The sequence below is a fragment of the Actinokineospora cianjurensis genome (genome assembly GCF_003663795.1).
Taxonomy (GTDB): domain Bacteria; phylum Actinomycetota; class Actinomycetes; order Mycobacteriales; family Pseudonocardiaceae; genus Actinokineospora; species Actinokineospora terrae.
This window is the reverse complement of the sequence record NZ_RCDD01000004.1, coordinates 287283-306279: the sequence shown is the minus strand read 5'-3', so window position 1 is coordinate 306279 and position 18997 is coordinate 287283. Positions and strand designations below refer to the sequence as shown.

Annotated in this window: 14 protein-coding genes; 12 read left to right on the top strand and 2 right to left on the bottom strand. The window is 72.5% G+C overall.

Translation table 11 applies throughout. The annotated features are described in order from the left end of the window. Window positions 1–16: 16 nt before the first annotated feature. The 7 genes from CLV68_RS24080 (at window position 17) to CLV68_RS24050 (ending at window position 6229) form a co-directional block, all read left to right on the top strand. Window positions 17–400, top strand: coding sequence for a WXG100 family type VII secretion target (locus CLV68_RS24080; RefSeq protein ID WP_121393178.1), 384 nt, complete (start codon window positions 17–19; stop codon window positions 398–400). Further along, window positions 397–1731, top strand: a complete 1335-nt coding sequence (locus CLV68_RS24075) for a hypothetical protein (RefSeq protein ID WP_121393177.1) — start codon at window positions 397–399, stop codon at window positions 1729–1731. The genes CLV68_RS24080 and CLV68_RS24075 overlap by 4 nt, the downstream gene beginning before the upstream one ends. Before the next feature lie 43 nt (window positions 1732–1774). Further along, window positions 1775–2389: a hypothetical protein gene (locus CLV68_RS24070; protein ID WP_121393176.1), complete on the top strand. Its 615-nt coding sequence runs from the start codon at window positions 1775–1777 to the stop codon at window positions 2387–2389. A gap of 81 nt (window positions 2390–2470) precedes the next feature. Beyond that, window positions 2471–4591 carry a glycogen debranching protein GlgX gene (glgX, locus tag CLV68_RS24065; protein WP_425454872.1) on the top strand — a complete coding sequence of 707 codons (2121 nt, stop codon included), beginning with the start codon at window positions 2471–2473 and terminating at the stop codon, window positions 4589–4591. A gap of 230 nt (window positions 4592–4821) precedes the next feature. Further along, complete coding sequence (locus CLV68_RS24060) at window positions 4822–5364, top strand: cysteine dioxygenase (protein ID WP_121393174.1); 543 nt, start codon at window positions 4822–4824, stop codon at window positions 5362–5364. A 165-nt stretch (window positions 5365–5529) separates the two neighbouring features. Then, the gene (locus CLV68_RS24055) at window positions 5530–5730 is read left to right on the top strand and encodes a hypothetical protein (RefSeq protein ID WP_147460145.1); all 201 of its coding nucleotides are present in this window, start codon (window positions 5530–5532) and stop codon (window positions 5728–5730) included. Window positions 5731–5830: 100 nt separating this feature from the next. Continuing rightward, window positions 5831–6229: a rhodanese-like domain-containing protein gene (locus CLV68_RS24050; RefSeq protein ID WP_121393172.1), complete on the top strand. Its 399-nt coding sequence runs from the start codon at window positions 5831–5833 to the stop codon at window positions 6227–6229. Between the two features lie 28 nt (window positions 6230–6257). On the opposite strand, the gene CLV68_RS24045 is transcribed toward CLV68_RS24050, so the two are convergent. Then, complete coding sequence (locus tag CLV68_RS24045; RefSeq protein ID WP_121393171.1) at window positions 6258–6851, bottom strand: phosphoribosylanthranilate isomerase; 594 nt, start codon at window positions 6849–6851, stop codon at window positions 6258–6260. 86 nt (window positions 6852–6937) lie between these two features. Here CLV68_RS24045 and CLV68_RS24040 point away from each other — a divergent pair, with 86 nt between their 5' ends. Together CLV68_RS24040 and CLV68_RS24030 are read left to right on the top strand one after the other, a co-directional pair. Further along, on the top strand, window positions 6938–8083 hold the full coding sequence (locus tag CLV68_RS24040; protein WP_121393170.1) for a tetratricopeptide repeat protein: 1146 nt from the start codon (window positions 6938–6940) through the stop codon (window positions 8081–8083). 421 nt (window positions 8084–8504) lie between these two features. Then, window positions 8505–10397 (top strand): hypothetical protein, encoded by a 1893-nt coding sequence (locus CLV68_RS24030; protein ID WP_121393168.1) that lies wholly within the window; start codon window positions 8505–8507, stop codon window positions 10395–10397. A gap of 46 nt (window positions 10398–10443) precedes the next feature. On the opposite strand, the gene glgP is transcribed toward CLV68_RS24030, so the two are convergent. After that, on the bottom strand, window positions 10444–12984 hold the full coding sequence (gene glgP / locus CLV68_RS24025; RefSeq protein WP_121393167.1) for an alpha-glucan family phosphorylase: 2541 nt from the start codon (window positions 12982–12984) through the stop codon (window positions 10444–10446). Between the two features lie 390 nt (window positions 12985–13374). Here glgP and CLV68_RS24020 point away from each other — a divergent pair, with 390 nt between their 5' ends. From CLV68_RS24020 to CLV68_RS24010, 3 genes are all read left to right on the top strand, one after another. Beyond that, on the top strand, window positions 13375–15342 hold the full coding sequence (locus tag CLV68_RS24020) for an alpha-1,4-glucan--maltose-1-phosphate maltosyltransferase (RefSeq protein WP_121393166.1): 1968 nt from the start codon (window positions 13375–13377) through the stop codon (window positions 15340–15342). A gap of 385 nt (window positions 15343–15727) precedes the next feature. Continuing rightward, window positions 15728–17527 (top strand): maltose alpha-D-glucosyltransferase, encoded by a 1800-nt coding sequence (gene treS / locus CLV68_RS24015; RefSeq protein ID WP_121393165.1) that lies wholly within the window; start codon window positions 15728–15730, stop codon window positions 17525–17527. Continuing rightward, window positions 17524–18882, top strand: a complete 1359-nt coding sequence (locus CLV68_RS24010) for a maltokinase N-terminal cap-like domain-containing protein (RefSeq protein WP_121393164.1) — start codon at window positions 17524–17526, stop codon at window positions 18880–18882. Before treS ends, CLV68_RS24010 begins: the two co-directional genes overlap by 4 nt. Window positions 18883–18997 lie beyond the last annotated feature (115 nt).

Genomic DNA, 18997 nt, shown 5'->3' with positions numbered 1-18997 from the left:
ACGAGAGGAGCGGCCCATGTCATCGGGGTACACGGTCGACACGACCAGCCTGGCCATCCGGGTCGGCGAGCTGCGCGCGCTGGCCGACGAGGTCGAGGTCGCGGCGAACCGGTTGTCGCTGTCGGCGGGCGATCTCGGGCCGGGCGACATCGCCGCGGCGGCGCAAGAGGTGGCCGACCAGTGGCGCGACGACCTCGGGGCGATGCGCGACAAGATCGGCAAGATCGCCGACAACGTGCGCTCGGTGGTGGCCGACTACGAGCAGGTCGAGCAGGGCGGCGCGGACCGGATGCGGCTGGCCGTCGAGCGCGGTGTCGCCGAGGCCCAGTTGAACGCGTTGCGCGGTGGCGCGGCGGCGCAGCAGGCCAGGCTGAACGACCTGACCGGGGGCAAGCCGTGAACTACCCCACGCTCGGGTTCGACCCGACGCCCGGTGAGCAGTCGGCGGTGCGGTCGATGCTGGTCGAACTGGCGGAAGCACAGGTCATGCTGGCCGCGGTCGGGCCAAGGCTGACCGATGCCTGCGAGATCACCGACGACGCCGAGTGGGGCGGGTCGGCGGCCGAGGAGTTCAGCGACCACGGCGACGACCTGCCCAGGGGCATCGCGAAGGGCGCCGAGTCGATCCAGGAGGTCAGCCAGGCGCTGACGACCTGGGCGGGCCGGATGAAGGCGAACCAGGACCGCGCCGAGGACTTGGAGGCGCGCGCCAAGAAGCTCAAGGAGCAGGTCGACGCCGCGGCCGACGCCCAGACCAAGGCGGCCGGGGCGATTCCCCGGGACGTCGGCAGCCCCTCGTACGGCACCCGGTACGACGAGTTCCTCGGCGCGGTGCGGGCGGCGGGGGCGGCTCGGGCGGCCTTCGAGCAGGTGATCTCGGACGCGCACCGGCTCGAACGCAAGCACCGCAAGGAGGCGGACGAGGCGGCGGAGAAGATCCGCAGCGGCCCGGACGAGGTGTTCAAGCCGGAGAACGACGGCTGGGTCGTGCAGACCCTCGACGGCGTCGGCAAGACCTCGGGGATCGTGTCCAGCGCGTCGGCGGCGATCGCGGCGGGGTCGCTGCTGATCCCCGGGGTGGGCGAGGTGGTGGCGCCGATCGCGGGCACCGTGTCGGCGGCGTCGGGCGGCATCAACGCGTTGACGGGCTTGGCGCAGAAGGCGGCCGGGTCGTCGAACGCGCCGTCGTGGGTGGACATCGGCCTCGGGCTGGTCCCCGGCCGCACGATCACCTCGGGCGTGGTCGGCGCGGGCAAGGGCCTGGCCGACGACGCGGTGGAGACCGGCAGCCGCGTCCGCCGCACGGTCAAGGGCGCCCGCGACGGGGCGGTCGAGGGGTTCACCTCGGCGGGCGCCGGGAAGGCCGTGAAGGACATCCGCACCCTGCGCCGCCTCGCCGCCGAACAGGGCTCCACGGGGGCCGCGCTGCGGGAGAAGGCCGCCAAGGACCTGCGGGACAAGGGCGACAAGATCGCCGCCCGCTTCCAGGACCCGACCAAGTTCACCCCCGCCCAACGCGACGCCTTCGGCCGCCTCCGAGCCGCGGGCGACGCCTACTCCGCCAGCATCGACACCGCGGTCCGCTCCGCCCAGGCCGCAGGCGTCCAATTCACCCCCGAACAGCGGCGAGAACTCGAACTGCTCAAGCTCGCGGGCAACCCAGGCCGCACCAGCACCGAAACCGCCCTGGTCAACACAGTCGCAGCCGGCACCCGAGAGCACGCCAGGTGACCCCCACAACGCCGGGAACCGCGAGCCCCGAGGAGCACCCCGGATGAGGCTCGCCATGCCCGCCCAGATCCGGCGGCTCACCCTCCACGACCCCCCGGCAGCGATCCGCGAGTACGCCGCGATCATCGGAGACCTGAGGGGCGCTCCCCCGGGTGCGGCTGCCGATCTCGAGGCCCTGGCGGCCGAGGCGGTGGAGGGCGTGCTCCGGCAGGGTGCCTTCTTGATGGCCGTCGTGGTGTCCGAGGTGGCGGACCCGGCGCTGCTCACCGGGGTGGCGCTGGAGGTGCCGCAGGGGTGGGACATCGAGACCGCCGACGCGCTGCGGGATTCGGTGGAGGAGGTCGGTGGGCCGGACGTGCGGCAGACGATCCTGGTGGAGAGCGCGTTGGGGCCGGTGGTGGTGGCGCAGCGGATTCCCGGGGTCGAGCAGGTCAGGGCGAGGCAGCCGGTGGCCTTGCAGTTGCAGGCGTTCGTCCCGGAGCCCGGGGCGGAGCGGATGTTGCTGCTCACCCTGTCGGCGCCGTCCGCGTGCGGGTGGGCGGAGCACCAGTCGGTGTTCACCGAGCTGGTCGCCTCGGCTAGTCCGTCCGGGGTAGCGCCGCACTCGGCCGAACCGGTGGCGGATGACTCGTTCGAGCACCACACCTTCGGGCTCTGAGCAGCGGGGAAACGTCTCGATCCGATCTTGGTTGGGTCCGCGCGCCTCGATAGCGTCGGCTCTCTGGTCCAGGATGGGGTGGTGCCGTACTCAGCCCCGCGCCCAGGTAGCCCGTTCCCGCTCGGTGCCCACCCCGAGGCCGGTGGGGTGCGGTTCGCCGTCGCCTCGTCGATCGCCGACGCGGTGGAGCTGTGCCTGGTGGCCGAGGACGACGACGGCAGGCAGACCGAGCAGCGCGTCGAGCTGACCGAGCGGACCTTCGGCATCTGGCACGGCGTCGTGCCCGGCGTCACCCCTGGTCAGCGGTACGGCTACCGGGTGCACGGCCCGTACGACCCGCGCCGCGGCCTGCGCTGCAACCCGCACAAGCTGCTGGTCGACCCCTACGCGCGGCGGATCACCGGCGCGGTACCCGACCTGGCCGCCACCCGCGGCTACCGGGGCGACCCGATGAGCGGCGGCCCGTCGCGGATCGACTCGCTCGGCGGGGTGCCGCTGTCGGTGGTCACCTCCCCCGGCGGCCCCGACACCGGGCGGCGCCCTGACGTGCCGTTCGAGGAGACCGTGGTCTACGAACTGCACGTCAAGGGCTTCACCAAGCTGCACCCGGACGTGCCCAAGCACCTGCGCGGCACCTACCTCGGCCTGGCGCACCCCGCGGTCATCGAGCACCTGGTGCGGCTGGGGGTGACGGCGGTGGAGCTGCTGCCGGTGCACACCCACGCCGACGAGCCGATGCTGCTGCGCTCGGGTAGGCACAACTACTGGGGTTACTCCACGCTCGGGTTCCTGTCACCGCACGCCGGTTACGCCAGCCGGGCCGGGCACGAGGTGGAGGAGTTCCGGACGATGGTGGCCGCGCTGCACGCGGTCGGCATCGAGGTGATCCTCGACGTCGTCTACAACCACACCTGCGAGGGCGGGGTCGCCGGGCCGACGCTGTCGTTCCGCGGGTTCGACGCGCCCGCCTACTACGCCATCGACGACGAGGGCCGCGACCGCGACATCACCGGCTGCGGCAACACCCTGGACCCGGGGTCGCCGACGGTGGTGCGGCTGGTGGTCGACTCGATGCGCTACTTCGCCGCCGAACTGGGTGTCGACGGGTTCCGGCTCGACCTGGCCAGCGCGCTGGGCCGCCCGCACTCCGGCGCGTTCGACCCGGACGCGACGCTGCTGACCGCGATCACCACCGACCCGGTCCTGGCCAACCGCAAGCTGGTCGCCGAGCCGTGGGACGCCACCGGGGAGGGCTACCGGGTCGGCGGGTTCGGCGCGCAGTGGGCCGAGTGGAACGGCCGCTTCCGCGACGGCGCCCGCGACTTCTGGCGCGGCGGCACCGGGCTGCGGGACCTGGCGTACCGGCTGTCCGGGTCGTCCGACCTGTACGCGGGCAGGCGGCCGTGGGCGTCGGTCAACTTCGTCACCGCCCACGACGGGTTCACCCTGCGCGACCTGGTGTCCTACGACCACAAGCACAACCACGAGAACGGCGAGCACGGCGCCGACGGCACCAACGACAACCGGTCGTGGAACTGCGGGGTCGAGGGCGAGACCGGCGACCCGGCGGTGCTGGCGCTGCGCGACCGGCAGGCCCGCAACCTGCTGGCGACGCTGCTGCTGTCCACCGGGACCCCGATGCTGCTGGCCGGGGACGAGCGGTGGCGCACCCAGCACGGCAACAACAACGCGTACTGCCTTGACAACCAGACCTCCTGGGTGGACTGGAGCGCCGACCCGAGGGCCGACGACCTGCTGGCGTTCACCCGGCGGCTGATCGCGTTGCGCGCCTCGTCGCCCGCGTTGCGCCAGCCGCAGTTCTTCGACGGCAGGCCCACCCGCTCGGGTGAACCGGACCTGCTGTGGTTGCGCCCGGACGGCGAGCCGATGACCGAACAGGACTGGTTCGACGAGTCCCGCCGCACCCTGGGCATGTGGATCGACGGGTCCGAGTGCCTCTCCCGCGACCGCGACGGCGAACTGGTCGCCGACGACTCGTGGCTGCTGCTGGTGCACTCCGGCGCCGACCGGGTCGAGGTGGTGCTGCCGTCCGAGCGGTACGGCCGCCGCTACATCCCGGTGCTCGACTCCGGCACCCCGCGCGGCCTGCCCAAGGAGACGGACCCGCTGCCGCCGGGCAAGCGGATCACCCTGCCCGGGCGGACCACGGTGCTGCTGCGGGCGCCGCGCGTCAGCCAGTGACCCGGGTGATCCGTACCAGACAGTGAGATCCGTGGCTGGGCCGGTTGGCCCATGCCACGATCGGCCCGTGACCAGGTCCGTGTCGTCCCCGCCGCTGTGGTGCGACCGCGTCGTCGACCTGCTCCTCGTCGCCTCCTGCGGCTGTAGCCGCGCGCGGCGCACCCCCGTGTCCGACTGACACCGGGTGCCGCCGCGTGTGAGCCCGCCCACACCCGACGAGGAGCCCAGCGATGACCGCACCGGCGTTGACCACCGACATCCACCCCCGCTTCGACCACCCCGGCCTGCACGAACTGGTCGCCCCGCGCGATCCGCTGTGGACGCCGAGGGAGCTGCGCGAGCTGACCGCCACGGTCACCGCCGACTTCCGCACCCGCCTGGTCGAGGTCGTCCGCTTCGCCAGCCCCCAGCGCTGGTGGACCCGCCTGGCGGTGACCGACGAGGTGGAGCTGTGGCTGCTGTCCTGGCTCCCCGGCCAGGGCACCGCCCCCCACGACCACGGCGGCGCGGCCGGATCGTTCACCGTCCTGTTCGGCGACCTCGCCGAGACCTACCGGTACCCGTCCGGGCCGATCCGCGAACACCACCACTCGGCGGGCGCGTCGATCGGGTTCGGGCAGGGGCGGGCGCACCAGGTGCGCAACCTGGGCCAGGCGAAGGCGGCCAGCGTGCACGCCTACTCGCCACCACTGGTGCCGACCCGCGAGTACGCCACCCTCCGGGACGTGCCGGACGAGATCCCCGCCCTGCCGATTCCCCGCCTGGCCCGATGAGCGAGTCACCCGGACGCGTTCTTCGCGCTGCCCATCCCCCGGCTCGCGCGATGAGCGGCGCGTGATGGGCGCGGTGGACCACCGGACACGAGGGCCCGGCAGCCGAGCCCTCGGCTTGCGCGATGAGCGGCGTGGACGCACAGGGTCGGTCGAGGGAGGCGTGCGGTGAGTGCTGTGGACGATCAGCAGGATGGCGCGGCGGAGCCCTCGCGGAGCGGCTGGGTCGCCATCGCACCGGGCAGGCGTGACGCCACGGCGTTCACAACGCCGCCAGTGCCGGTCCGCGGGAACGCCCGCCTGCGGGACGGGTCGGACGCGATCCTCGCGCTGCCCCATCCCCCGGCAGGCGCGATGAGCGGCGCGTGATGGGCGCGGTGGACCACCGGACACGAGGGCCCGGCAGCCGAGCCCTCGGCTTGCGCGATGAGCGGCGTGGACGCACAGGGTCGGTCGAGGGAGGCGTGCGGTGAGTGCTGTGGACGATCGGTTGGCGGCGGCTCGGGCCGGGTTGGCGCGGGTGGAGCCGGGTGCGGCGAATGTGCTGCGGGAGCGCGGCGAGGCGGTGTTCATCGATATCCGGCCGGTGGCGAACCGGGTCGCGGAGGGGGAGATCCCGGGGTCGATCCCGGTCGAGCGGATCCACCTGGAGTGGCGGCTGGACCCCGGCGGCGAGCACCGGATCGACGGGTTCGACGCGGAGACCACCGTGGTCGTGCTGTGCAACGAGGGGTACGCGTCGAGCTTCGCGGCGCGCGACATCAAGGAGTTGGGGCTGGTGAACGCGACCGACCTGGTCGGCGGGTTCCGGGCCTGGGCGGCGGCCGGGTTGCCGGTGCGCGCGGGCGGGACCCCCGCCGTCCCCTGAACCGTGGCGGCCCGGGTGCGCCGGGCCGTCACACCCCTTTGGCGACGGCGAGGAAGTCGCGGATCAACCCGGCGTCCTTGACGCCCCGGCTCGACTCGACGCCGCTGGAGACGTCCACCCCCCACGGGCGGGCGGCGGCAATGGCCTCGGCGACGTTGTCGGGGCTGAGGCCGCCCGCGAGCAGCCACGGGCCCGAGGGGCGCTTACCGTCCAATATGGACAGATCCCACCGCTGCCCCGACCCGGCGACCGCCCCGTCGAGCAGCACCATGTCGGCGCCCCAGGGGTCCAGGTCGGTGTCGGCGCCGAGCGAGGTGGCGCGGATGACCTGGAACGACCCGCCGACGACGGTGTCGAAGGCGGCGCGCGGGTAGTCGCCGTGCAGTTGCAGGGCGCCGAGCCCGGCGTCGACGGTCATCCGCGCGGCGTCGGCGGCGTCGATCCCCCGGAAGACACCGACGGTGAGCACGTGCGCCGGGACGGCGGCGGCCAGGTCGCGGGCCTGCTCGACACCCACCCGGCGGACGCTCTCGGCGAAGACGAAGCCCAGCGCGTCGGCGCCCGCGGCGACGGCGGCGGCGACGGTGGCGGGGGTGCGCAACCCGCAGACCTTGACGAACATGCCCCGAGCCTAACCAGTGCGAACACGCGGATTCCTCACGTCCCTGACCTGCGGAACCCCACCCCGACCCCGGGCGTCTGTTGCTCGTGCGCCTCACCCGGGTGGTCCGCCACCCCCTCACCGTCCTCACCGCGGTCGTGTGCGCGGCCGTCGGGTTCGGCTACCGGTCCACCGGGGAGGTCGGCTGGGGCGTCCTCGGCGCGCTGGTGGGGCTGCTGCTGGGGTTGATGTCGTTGCAGGTCGGGATGTTGGTGGGGGCCGTGCTGTTGGGGGCGCGGGTGCACAAGGTGGTCATCGGCATCGGGACCAGGCTGGTGGACTGGACCAACGCGCGCCGTGCGGTCGTCCTGCGGGCGGTGCCGTTGCTGCTGTCGGTGTCAGTGGGACCGGGCAAGGCGCCCGCACGGAAGCGGATGTGGGGCGCGGCGTTGTGCTCGGCGTTCGCGGCGATCGCAACGGTGACGGCGACAGCGCTGGCGGTGTCCGACGGGTTCAGCCTGGGCCTGGCGATCGCCTGTGCGGCGGCGGTCGCGCACGCGCTGGTGCCGCGCAAACTGCCCGGGTCGACGTCAACGGGATGGCTCGTGCTGCACCTGCCGCGCATGACCGGGGTTCAAGCGCAACAGTTGGACGCGGCGCCACTGGTGACCGCGACGGTGGACGCGGTGCAGGACGGCGAACTCGCCCGCGCGTCGGCGATGGCGGCGGAACTGTCGGATCGCTACCCGAGCCTGCGCACCGCAACGGCCGCGCGAGTCCTGGTCCTGCAAGCACAAGGCCGGTACGCGGAAGCACTGTTGCAGGCGATGGCCATCGCGGGCGACACGACGCAGACCCCGCAGGAGGCCGCCGTGTCCTTCGCCGCCCTGGCCGGTCTGGCCTACGCGACCGTCGAGTCGGGCCAACTGTCCGCCGAACTCGGCATGGGCACCGCCGACCAGGCCCTGGAGAACGCCGAGACCCTCGGCTACCCCACCCACCGCCTCGACGGCTGCCGCGCCCTGCGCGAACTCATCCTCGGCAACACCGCCAGGGCCATCTCCCTGGCCCGCCACTCCGCCAACACCACCGACGACCGCCTCGGCCGCGCCGACGACCTGGCCACCCTCGCCCGCGCCCACATGGCCGCCGGCGACAACAAGGCCGCCCGCACCGCCCTCATCGAAGCCGAGCAGGTGGTCCCCTGGTGGCCCCGGGTAGCCGAGACCCGCACCCGCCTCGACATCGCCTAGACGGCCCCTACGACCGCCCCACGATCCGCCGCCGAGCGATCTCGAACGCCCACGCCTCGGTGGACGCCTTCTTCCGCACAACGTCCACCTCGATCCCCAGGACAGCTGGCGACAACGAGCGTGCACCACCGAAGCGCGAACGCAGTTCGACCTCGTAGGTCGTGGATCTCGGCGAGCCGGTGGTGGAACCGCACACTTTCCCGCCGATCGGTCCAGCCAACAAGCGACGCCTCCACCCGAGTACCTGGTGTCGCCAACCCCCACGGATCTCGCAGCACCGCCACCGGGGATGGGCGAACAGCCTCTTGGTGGCCCTGGGTGGTCGAGACCCTGGTCCGCCTGGTGCCTGCCGTAACAGGGGTTCGGGGGTGGGCGACGTCCTGGTTGAGGCGATCTTGGCGGGTGGCTCCTGGAGGCGATCGTGGTCGAGTCGGTCATCGGGGTTCTCAGCGCGGTGCAGGGTTATCTCAAGGTGGCCGCGGTCGGGCTGCTCGTCGTGGGGTTGGTGCTGCGGTGGCGGGCGCGGGTGGTGGGGTGGTCCCGGCAGCAGGTGGTGCCCGTGGGTGTGGTGCTGGGGACGATCGGGGTCGGGGTGCTGGTCGCCTCGGTCTGGGATGTGCCACCGCCGCCGTTCGGTTGGGTCGCGGGGGTGACGCTGGGGCTGGTTTTTGTCCTGCGGTTGGGGGATGCCCGGTTCTGGCAGGGGTTCGCGTGGGCGCTGGGGGGCTTCACGGTCGCCGGGGGTGTGCTGTTGGCGCTCACGGCGGTGACCGTGGTGCAGAGCGGGCGTGGTGGCGCGTTCCACGGGATCACCCGGCTGACCGAGCTCGGCGGCCACCACCTGAACCCGACCTACCCGTTGTGGTGGTTCCCGTTGCTGGCCAACGCGATCCTGGGCTACGGGGTGCCGCTCGCCGCGACGCTGACGTTGTCCTGGCTGGCGGCGACGCGCCGGGACGTGAACCTGCCCGAGCGCGCGGGTTACGTGCTCGCCACCGCCGGGTTCGCGCTCCTGGTGCTCGAGGGTCCAGCGTTCACCCTGATCTTCCTGATCTTCGGTGGCGTCGTCGGCGTCCCGCTCTGGCGGGTCCTGCTCGGGCTGGGACCGGCGGTGCTCGTGTTCGTCCTCGTCGGCCCGTCGGCGCTGCGCGGGCTCTTCCACGGGATCCTCGCGCTGCTCGGCAAGGTCCCGGTGCACGACCCCCCGCCGACCACGTCGCCGCGGGAGGCGATCCGGGCCGTGCTCGGCACCGCGCCGAGGCGGCTCGACGACCGGCCGTTGCTCTCGTACACCGCCGAGGCCGCGACGGCGGGGCAGCGGCGGCTGGGGATCCTGCTCGCCGTGCTGGTGATCCCGTTCGTTGTCGCCGTGTTCAGCCAGTTCACCCTCGACCACGGTGCCGCACGAGCACTTCCGGTCGTGCACGTCCGCACCGAGATCGCCCTGCCCGCGGCGGCGGTGTCGGTGCACCACGCGGGCGGCGACCAGGCGTGGGTCCGACAGGCTGACGGCGGTGTGGTGCGGGTGGACCTCGCCGCGCAGAGCGCGCACCCGATTCCGTTGTCCGCCAGTGCTTTGGCGGTCGTCGACGGTCGCGTGCTCGCACTGGTCCCGGGTACACCGTCGCGGCTGGTCGACCTCGCCGACGATCAACGGGACGTGGTCAGGTTGCCGGACAACGTGGCGGGCGAGTTCGCGATCCTCGGCCAGTTCCTCTACGTCGGCACGACCGCGGGCAAGTTGGCCGCCTACGACAAGAACACCGGCGCGGCGCTCGGGCAGGTGGACACCGGGGGCCGGGTCGCGCGGGTGATGGCCGGGGCGGGCTCGATCTGGACGCTGCACCTGCCCGAGGCGGCGTCACTCTCGGGGCACTACCAACTGATCAGGCGGGACCCGGCGACGCTGCTCGCGGCGGGCGCGCAGTCCAAGCTCCCCCGGGTCGACGACGCCGTGGTCACCCCGGCGGGCGTCGCCTGGACCGCCTTCCCGCCCGTGGCGCTGGCGACCACAGTGGACAACGACGCCGACCAGGTGGCCGCCGCGGAACTGCCCGAGGTCGAAGCGGGTGGCGGGCACTACTCGCTGTCGGTGGGGCGCGACGGCCGTTCGGCGTGGCTGGCCACCAGGCAGGGGCACGTCGAGCACGTGGTGGGCCGCGGGTCCCAGCGCACGGACCTGCCGTACGACGTCGTGTCGGGAATCATCGAGACCGACCAGGGCACCTGGGCGTTGACCACCCTCAACCGCTCCATGGGCGTGCACACCGGTACCTGGCCCAAGAGCTTCCTGGCCCGCTGGATCGAGCAGTAGAACCGGTGCGCCCGCGCGGGTATCCCCACGCGGGCGCACCGAACTGTCAGGCCAGGACGACCTTGCCCAGCTCCGCCGGGGTGGCCAGCAGGCCGTGCCTCGGGAGCACCCTGGCGGTCACGCCCAGCGCGCCCGCGTGCGGCAGGGCCAGTTCCGTCGTGTAGCGCCCGCCCTCGGTCGGCGACATCACCGCCGTCACCACGTCGCTGAGGTCGTCGCTGTCGCCCACCCGGCCGATCACGGCCTGGACCTCGACGTCCGACGGGTCGAGACCGGCCAGGTCGACGGTGGCGTTGACCCGGACGGTCTCGCCGATCACCGGCGAGTGGTTGTCCTCGACCGCCAGTTCGCAGTCGACGACCTTGATCCGGTTCCACGCGGTGAACAGGCGGTGCCGGTAGTCGGCCAGGTCCTTGGCGACCCGGAAGTCGTCGACCTGGGCCATGGCACCGGCGGCGGCCGCGGGGGCGTAGGCGGATTCCACGTACTCGCCGACCATGCGGGTCGCCTGGATGCGCGGGCCGAGCGACGACAGGGTGTGGCGGACCATCGCCATCCACTGCGCCGGGACCCCGGCGGCGTCGCGGTCGTAGTACAGCGGCGCGACCTGGGAGCCGAGCAGCTCGTAGAGCGCCGCCGCCTCCAGGTCGTCCCGGCGCACGGGATCGGTGACCCCGTCCGCGGTGGGGATCGCCCACCCGTTGCTGCCGTCGTAGAACTCGTCCCACCAACCGTCCCGGATGGACAGGTTGAGGCCGCCGTTGAGGGCCGCCTTCATGCCCGAGGTGCCGCACGCCTCCAGCGGGCGCATCGGGTTGTTGAGCCAGACGTCGCAGCCCCAGTAGAGGTAGCGGGCCATGTTCATGTCGTAGTCCGGCAGGAACACGATCCGGTGGCGCACGCCCGCGTCGTCGGCGAAGCGGACGATCTGCTGGATCAGCGCCTTGCCGCCGTCGTCGGCCGGGTGCGACTTGCCCGCCACGACGAGCTGGACCGGGCGCTGCGGGTGCAGCAGCAGGGCCCGCAGCCGCTCGGCGTCGCGCAGCATCAGGGTGAGCCGCTTGTAGGTCGGGACGCGGCGGGCGAAGCCGACGGTCAGCACGTCGGGGTCGAACACCGAGTCGGTCCAGCCCAGTTCCAGCGCCGAGGCGCCGCGTTGCAGCCAGGCCGCGCGGACCCGCTCGCGGACCTCGTCGACCAGGCGGCGGCGCAGCGTGCCGCGCAGCGCCCACAGCTCGCCGTCGGACACCGAGTCGGCGACCCCGGCGTAGCCCTCGTCGGCCGGGTCGCCGATGACCTCGGTCATCTCGCGGGCCGCCCAGGTGGGGCCGTGCACGCCGTTGGTGACCGAGCTGATCGGCACCTCGTCGGTGTCGAACCCGGGCCACAAGCCGCCGAACATGTCGCGGCTGACCGCGCCGTGCAGCCGGGACACGCCGTTGGCGCGCTGGGCCAGCCGCAGTCCCATGTGGGCCATGTTGAACATGCCCGGGTTGTCCTCGGCGCCCAGCGCGAGCACCCGGCGCAAGTCGATGCCGGGCAGCAGCGTGCCGTCGCCGAAGTAGTGCTGCACGAGGTCGACCGGGAAGCGGTCGATGCCCGCCGGGACGGGGGTGTGGGTGGTGAACACCGTGCCCGCGCGGACCGCCGACAGCGCCTGGTCGAAGTCGAGCGCCTGGCCGGAGACCAGTTCGCGCAGCCGCTCCAGGCCGAGGAACCCGGCGTGGCCCTCGTTGGTGTGGAACACCTCGGGCTGCGGGGTGCCGGTCAGCTCGCAGTACGTGCGGACCGCGCGGACGCCGCCGACCCCGGCCAGGATCTCCTGGCGGATGCGGTGGTCCTGGTCGCCGCCGTAGAGCCGGTCGGTGACCCCGCGCAGGTCCTCGGCGTTCTCCTCGATGTCGGAGTCGAGCAGCAGCAGCGGCACCCGGCCGACCTGGGCCTTCCAGATCCGCGCGCGCAGCACCCGACCGCCCGGCATCGCCACGTGCACCAGGATCGGCGCGCCGGAGGGCTCGGTCAGCGGCTCGAGCGGCAACCCGTTCGGGTCGATCACCGGGTAGTGCTCGACCTGCCAGCCGTCGAGTGAGAGCGACTGGCGGAAGTAGCCGGAGCGGTAGAGCAGCCCGACGCCGATCAGCGGCACGCCGTGGTCGGACGCCGCCTTGAGGTGGTCGCCCGCCAGGACGCCCAGGCCGCCGGAGTAGTTGGGCAGCGCCTCGGTGACGCCGAACTCCATCGAGAAGTAGGCGATGGAGGCGGGCAGCCTGCTGCCGTTGTTCCCGGTGTCGTGGCGCTGGTACCAGCGCGGCTCCCGCAGGTAGCGGCGCAGGTCGTCGGCGACCCCGGCCACCCGGTCGAGGAAGGCCGGGTCGGCGGCGAGCCGGTCGAGCCGTTCTGCGGGCACCTTGGCCAGCAGGTGCAGCGGGTCACCGCCCACGGCCGCCCAGATGTCGCGGTCGACATCGGCGAACAGGTCCTGGGTCGGCGGGTGCCAGGTCCACCGCAGGTTGGTGGCGAGCACCCCGAGGTCGGCTAGCGGCGCGGGCAACCCGGCGCGGACGGTGAATCGACGTACGGCTTTCACGGAGACCGACCCTACTGGCCTGCCTGGATCGAGCAAGCCGTGCGCGTGGCCCCCCGGGCACCTGATCCGGGGTAACCGCAGATCAACCAGGGTGCGCCCAATTGGGAATGGTCGCAATGTCGCCGAGCGCGGCGGGCGGGGAGGGTGACCGACCGGGTGACCACACAGGACGAACCGGCCGCGGACCCGAGGTGTCAGGCCGCGGCAACGCCACCGTCGATCGGGTGACGGTTCCCGTTGGCCGAGGCGGGGTACTTCCGGTAGAGGTCCCCCTGTGGTCTCCGGTCGGCGCGCCGCGGTTTGTCAAGATCCATCCCCCGCCCGGGTGGGTCGGATCCGGCCGCGCCAGGCAGACTGGGGGCAAGCACCCGACGGAGAGGAGCCTGACCGGTGAGCGGTCGGCTTGGCATCGATGACGTGTCCCCGCTCGTGTCCTGTGGCCGGTATCCGGGCAAAGCCGTTGTGGGCGAACACATCCCGGTGCGCGCGACGGTGTGGCGCGAGGGGCACGACGCGGTCGCGGCGACGGTCGCGTGGCGCGGCCCCGGCGACGGCAAGGCCCGGCGCACCAGGATGCGCCCGGACGGCCTGGAACCCGATCGGTGGGTCGCCGACATCGCCCCGGACACCGAGGGGCTGTGGACCTTCCGGGTGGACGCGTGGAGCGACCCGTGGGCGACCTGGGTGCACACCGTCGAGGTGAAGGTGGCCGCCGGGCAGCACGCCGGGGAACTGGCCAACGACCTGGAGGTCGGCGCGCGGCTGCTGGAGCGGGTGGGCAGGCGGCCCGACCGGGGCAGCGACCGCAAGCTGCTGGTGTCGGCGGCGCGGGCGCTGCGCGACGAGTCGACGCCGCTGTCCGCGCGGATCGCCGAGGCGCTGGCGGAGACCACCAGGCGGGTGATGCACCAGCACCCGGTGCGCGAACTGGTGACCAAGGGCAAGCCGATGCAGCTGTGGGTCGACCGCAGGGTCGCGCTGTACGGCTCGTGGTACGAGTTCTTCCCGCGCTCGACCGGCGGGCTCGACACCGAGGGCAAGCCGGTGCACGGCACGTTCGCCACCGCGGCCAAGGAGCTGGACCGGGTCGCGGCGATGGGCTTCGACATCGTCTACCTCCCGCCGATTCACCCGATCGGTGAGGAGAACCGCAAGGGCCCGAACAACAACGTCGTCGCCAAGCCCGGCGACGTCGGGTCGACCTGGGCGATCGGCTCGGCCGACGGCGGGCACGACGCGATCCACCCGGAGCTGGGCACCTTCGAGGACTTCCGGGCGTTCGTGGCCCGGGCGCGCGAGCTGGACATGGAGGTCGCGCTCGACTTCGCGTTGCAGTGCGCCCCGGACCACCCGTGGGTGATCAAGCACCCCGACTGGTTCACCACCAGGCCGGACGGCACGATCGCCTACGCGGAGAACCCGCCCAAGAAGTACCAGGACATCTACCCGATCAACTTCGACAACGACGCGGAGGGCCTCTACCAGGAGGTGCTGCGGGTGGTGCTGCTGTGGGCCGAGCAGGGGGTGCGGGTGTTCCGGGTGGACAACCCGCACACCAAGCCGCCGGACTTCTGGGAGTGGCTGATCCGCCAGGTCAAGGCGGTCGCCCCGGACGTGCTGTTCCTGTCCGAGGCGTTCACCAGGCCCGCGCGGCTCTACGGGCTGGCCAAGCTCGGGTTCACCCAGTCCTACACCTACTTCACCTGGCGCACGGCCAAGCAGGAGCTGGTCGACTTCGGGGTCGAGCTGGTGGCGCACGCCGACGAGGCGCGGCCGAACCTGTTCGTCAACACCCCGGACATCCTGCACGAGTCGTTGCAGGTGGGCGGCCCGGCGACGTTCGCCATCCGGGCGGCGCTGGCCGCGACGCTGTCGCCGACCTGGGGGGTGTACTCCGGGTATGAGCTCTACGAGCACGAGGCCGTGCGAGAGGGCAGCGAGGAGTACCTGGACTCGGAGAAGTACGAGCTGCGGCCGCGCGACTACGCGGGCGCGCTCGCCGAGGGCCGGTCGCTGCAACCGTGGATCACCCGGCTCAACGCGATCCGCCGGGCGCACCCCGCGCTGCAGCAGCTGCGGACGCTGCGGTTCCACCACGTGGACAACGACGCGCTGATCGCCTACTCCAAGACCGACCCGGAGACCGGGGACACGGTGGTCGTGGTGATCACCCTGGACCCGAGGTCGCCGCAGGAGGGCGTGCTCTGGCTCGACTGGGCCGCGCTCGGGTTGGACCCGGACGCCACGCACGCCGCGCACGACGAGGTGTCCGGGCAGAGCTGGCGCTGGGGCGCGGGCAACTACGTGCGGCTCGACCCGTGGGTGAGCGTCGCGCACATCGTCCACATCCGACGCTGAGCCACATCCGGCGCCGAGCCGAAAGTCCCCTCTTCACCGCTCCGGCGGCACATCACCCGAACGGCGGTGGCGTGCCGTCGGGGTCGTTTGGCACCGTTCCGCCGGTCCGGCGCCGGTTCCCGCCGACTGAGATGGTGATCACCGCAAGGCATGGATCACCCGGTTCGGGGGTAACCCCTTTGTTGGCCGGTGTGACCGCGCGGGGCGATGGCGCCCGCACGTCCCCCGCACCGACCACACAGGACAGTCTGGGGAGACCGGGAGGTCGCGGGGCGGTGCGCGGTCGACCGGGGCGAAACGTGGTACGCATGGCGCACCGGCACTGGACGCACCGGGCAGGGACACGCTGGCACACGGCCGAGACACGGGGCGAGGGCGACAAGGCATGACGGTTCAGGACACCACCGCGCCCGACGCGGCACTGGGACTCGCGGGCATCCCGCACACCGGCGAGGGGGTGACCGCGGACGGTCACCTGACCGAGCCGCAGGCGGAGGACTTCCACCACGCGCGCTCGGCGCCGCCGCAGACCGAGTGGTACAAGAGCGCGGTCTTCTACGAGGTACTGGTCCGGGCGTTCAACGACTCCGACGGCAACGGCACGGGCGACCTGCGCGGGCTGGCCGACAAGCTCGACTACCTGCAGTGGCTGGGCATCGACTGCCTCTGGCTGCCCCCGTTCTACGCATCGCCGCTGCGCGACGGCGGCTACGACATCAGCGACTTCCGCGCGGTGCTGCCCGAGTTCGGCACCGTCGACGACTTCAGCTACCTGCTCGACCAGGCGCACAAGCGCGGCATCCGGGTGATCACCGACCTGGTGCTCAACCACACCTCGGACGCGCACCCGTGGTTCCAGGAGTCGCGCCAGCACCCCGACGGCCCCTACGGCGACTACTACGTCTGGTCCGACACCGACGAGGCGTACGCCGACGCGCGGATCATCTTCGTCGACACCGAGACCTCCAACTGGACCTACGACCCGGTGCGCGGCCAGTTCTACTGGCACCGGTTCTTCTCCCACCAGCCGGACCTCAACTACGAGAACCCCGAGGTCCAGGACGCGATGCTGGACGTGCTGCGGTTCTGGCTCGACATCGGCATCGACGGCTTCCGGCTCGACGCGGTGCCCTACCTGTTCGAGGAGGAGGGCACCAACTGCGAGAACCTGCCGCGCACGCACGAGTTCCTCAAGCGCTGCCGCAAGGTCGTCGACGACGAGTTCCCCGGCCGGGTGCTGCTGGCCGAGGCGAACCAGTGGCCAGCGGACGTGGTGGAGTACTTCGGCGACGCGGCCATCGGCGGCGACGAGTGCCACATGGCCTTCCACTTCCCGCTGATGCCGCGCATCTTCATGGCGGTGCGCCGGGAGTCGCGGTTCCCGATCTCGGAGATCCTGGCGCACACCCCGTCGATCCCGTCCGGCGCCCAGTGGGGCATCTTCCTGCGCAACCACGACGAGCTGACCCTGGAGATGGTCACCGACGAGGAGCGCGACTACATGTACGCGGAGTACGCCAAGGACCCGCGGATGAAGGCGAACATCGGCATCCGCAGGCGGTTGGCGCCGCTGCTGGACAACGACCGCAACCAGCAGGAGCTGTTCACCGCGCTGCTGCTGAGCCTGCCGGGGTCGCCGGTGCTGTATTACGGCGACGAGATCGGCATGGGCGACAACATCTGGCTCGGTGACCGGGACGCGGTGCGCACCCCGATGCAGTGGTCGCCCGACCGCAACGCCGGGTTCTCCCGCTGCGACCCGGGGCGGCTGTACCTGCCCGCGATCGCCGACCCGGTGTACGGGTTCCAGGCGGTCAACGTCGAGGCGCACATGAACAACACCTCGTCGCTGCTGCACTGGACGCGGCGGATGCTGCAGGTGCGCACCGAGCACCCGGCGTTCGGCCTCGGCGACTTCACCGAGCTGGGCTCGTCCAACCCGAGCGTGCTGGCGTACCTGCGCAGGCACGGCGACGACGTCGTGATCTGCGTGAACAACCTGTCCCGGTTCCCGCAGCCGGTCGAGCTGCACCTGTCGGAGTACGACGGGTACGTGCCGGTCGAGCTGACCGGCGGGGTCCGGTTCCCGGCCATCGGCGAGCTGCCGTACCTGCTGACCCTGCCCGGGCACGGCTTCTACTGGTTCCAGATCACCCGACCCCACGAGGAGGGCGAGCTCCCGTGACCACCCGACCCCTGCCCGCGGTGGCGTCCCTCGCCGACGACCTGCCGACCTGGCTGCCCGCGCAGCGCTGGTTCGCGGCCAAGGGCCGGGACATCGACAGCGCGCAGGTGGAGCGGGCGGCACTGCTGTGGGAGGGCGCCGAGCCCGGTGCCCCCAGCCTCCTGCACGCCTTGGTCGACGCCGACGGTGAGCGCTACCAACTGCTGCTCGGGGTGGTCGACGAGGTGCCCGACCACCTGCGCGGCGCCCTGGTGGGCCAACTCGAGGACGGGCTGCACGCCTACGACGCCACGCACGACGCGGAGCTGATGGGCGGGCTGCTCGACCTGTTCGCCACCCACTCGACCGCCGGTGGTGTCGACTGGCTGCCGGAGCCCGGGGTGCGGATCCAGACCGGACTGCGCGCGAGACCGATCGGGGTGGAGCAGTCCAACACCTCGATCGTGTTCGGCGACCACTACATCCTGAAGGTCTACCGGCGGCCCGTCCTCGGCGAGAGCCGGGACGTGGAGCTGCACCGGGCGCTGGCAGGCGCGGGCAGCACGCGGGTGGCCGCGCCGGTCGCGGTGATGCGCACCGACGACACGGTGCTCGGGTTCGCCCAGCGCTTCCTCGGCGACGCGGCCGAGGGCTGGGCGACGGCGACCGCGAGCGTGCGGGACCTGCTGGCCGAGGCCGACCTGCACGCGGGCGAGGTCGGCGGCGACTTCGCGGGCGAGGCGCGGCGACTGGGCGCGGCGGTGGCCGCCGTGCACGCCGACCTGGCGACCGCGCTGGGCACCGAGCCGGTCGGCCCGGCCGAGATGGCCGCCGGGGCCGACGCCATGCACGCCAGGTTGGACGCGGTGCTGCGCGAGGTGCCCGCGCTGGCCGAGCACGAACCGGTGCTGCGGGCGGCGTTCGACGCGGTGCGCGGCCTGCCGGGAACCACGGTCCAGCAGGTGCACGGCGACCTGCACCTTGGCCAGGTGCTGCGCACGACGACCGGATGGGTGCTCATCGACTTCGAGGGCGAGCCGGACGCGCCGCCCGCGGAGCGCGACCGGGCGAAGTCGCCGCTGCGGGACGTGGCCGGGATGCTGCGCTCGTTCGACTACGCCGCGTTGCACCTGCTGGCGGGCGGGGAACCCGACAACCAGCGGCTCACCCGCGCGGCGGAGTGGGCCGAGCGCAACCGGTCGGCGTTCTGCGACGGGTACGCGGAAGTGGGTGCCGACCCGCGCGCGGACGCGGTGCTGCTGCGCGCTTTCGAGCTGGACAAGGCCGTGTACGAGGTGGGCTACGAACACCGCAACCGGCCCGACTGGGTGCCCATCCCGCTGGCCGCCATCACCAGGGTCACGGCGAGGCGATGACGCCCGGATCAGGACATGACGTGGTTGCGACTTTTGGGCAGCACGAGTTTCGGGTAGTCCAGAACGTGGTTAACCTGATCGACAATGCCCGCTCTCGGGGTGCCGCCGGTTGAAG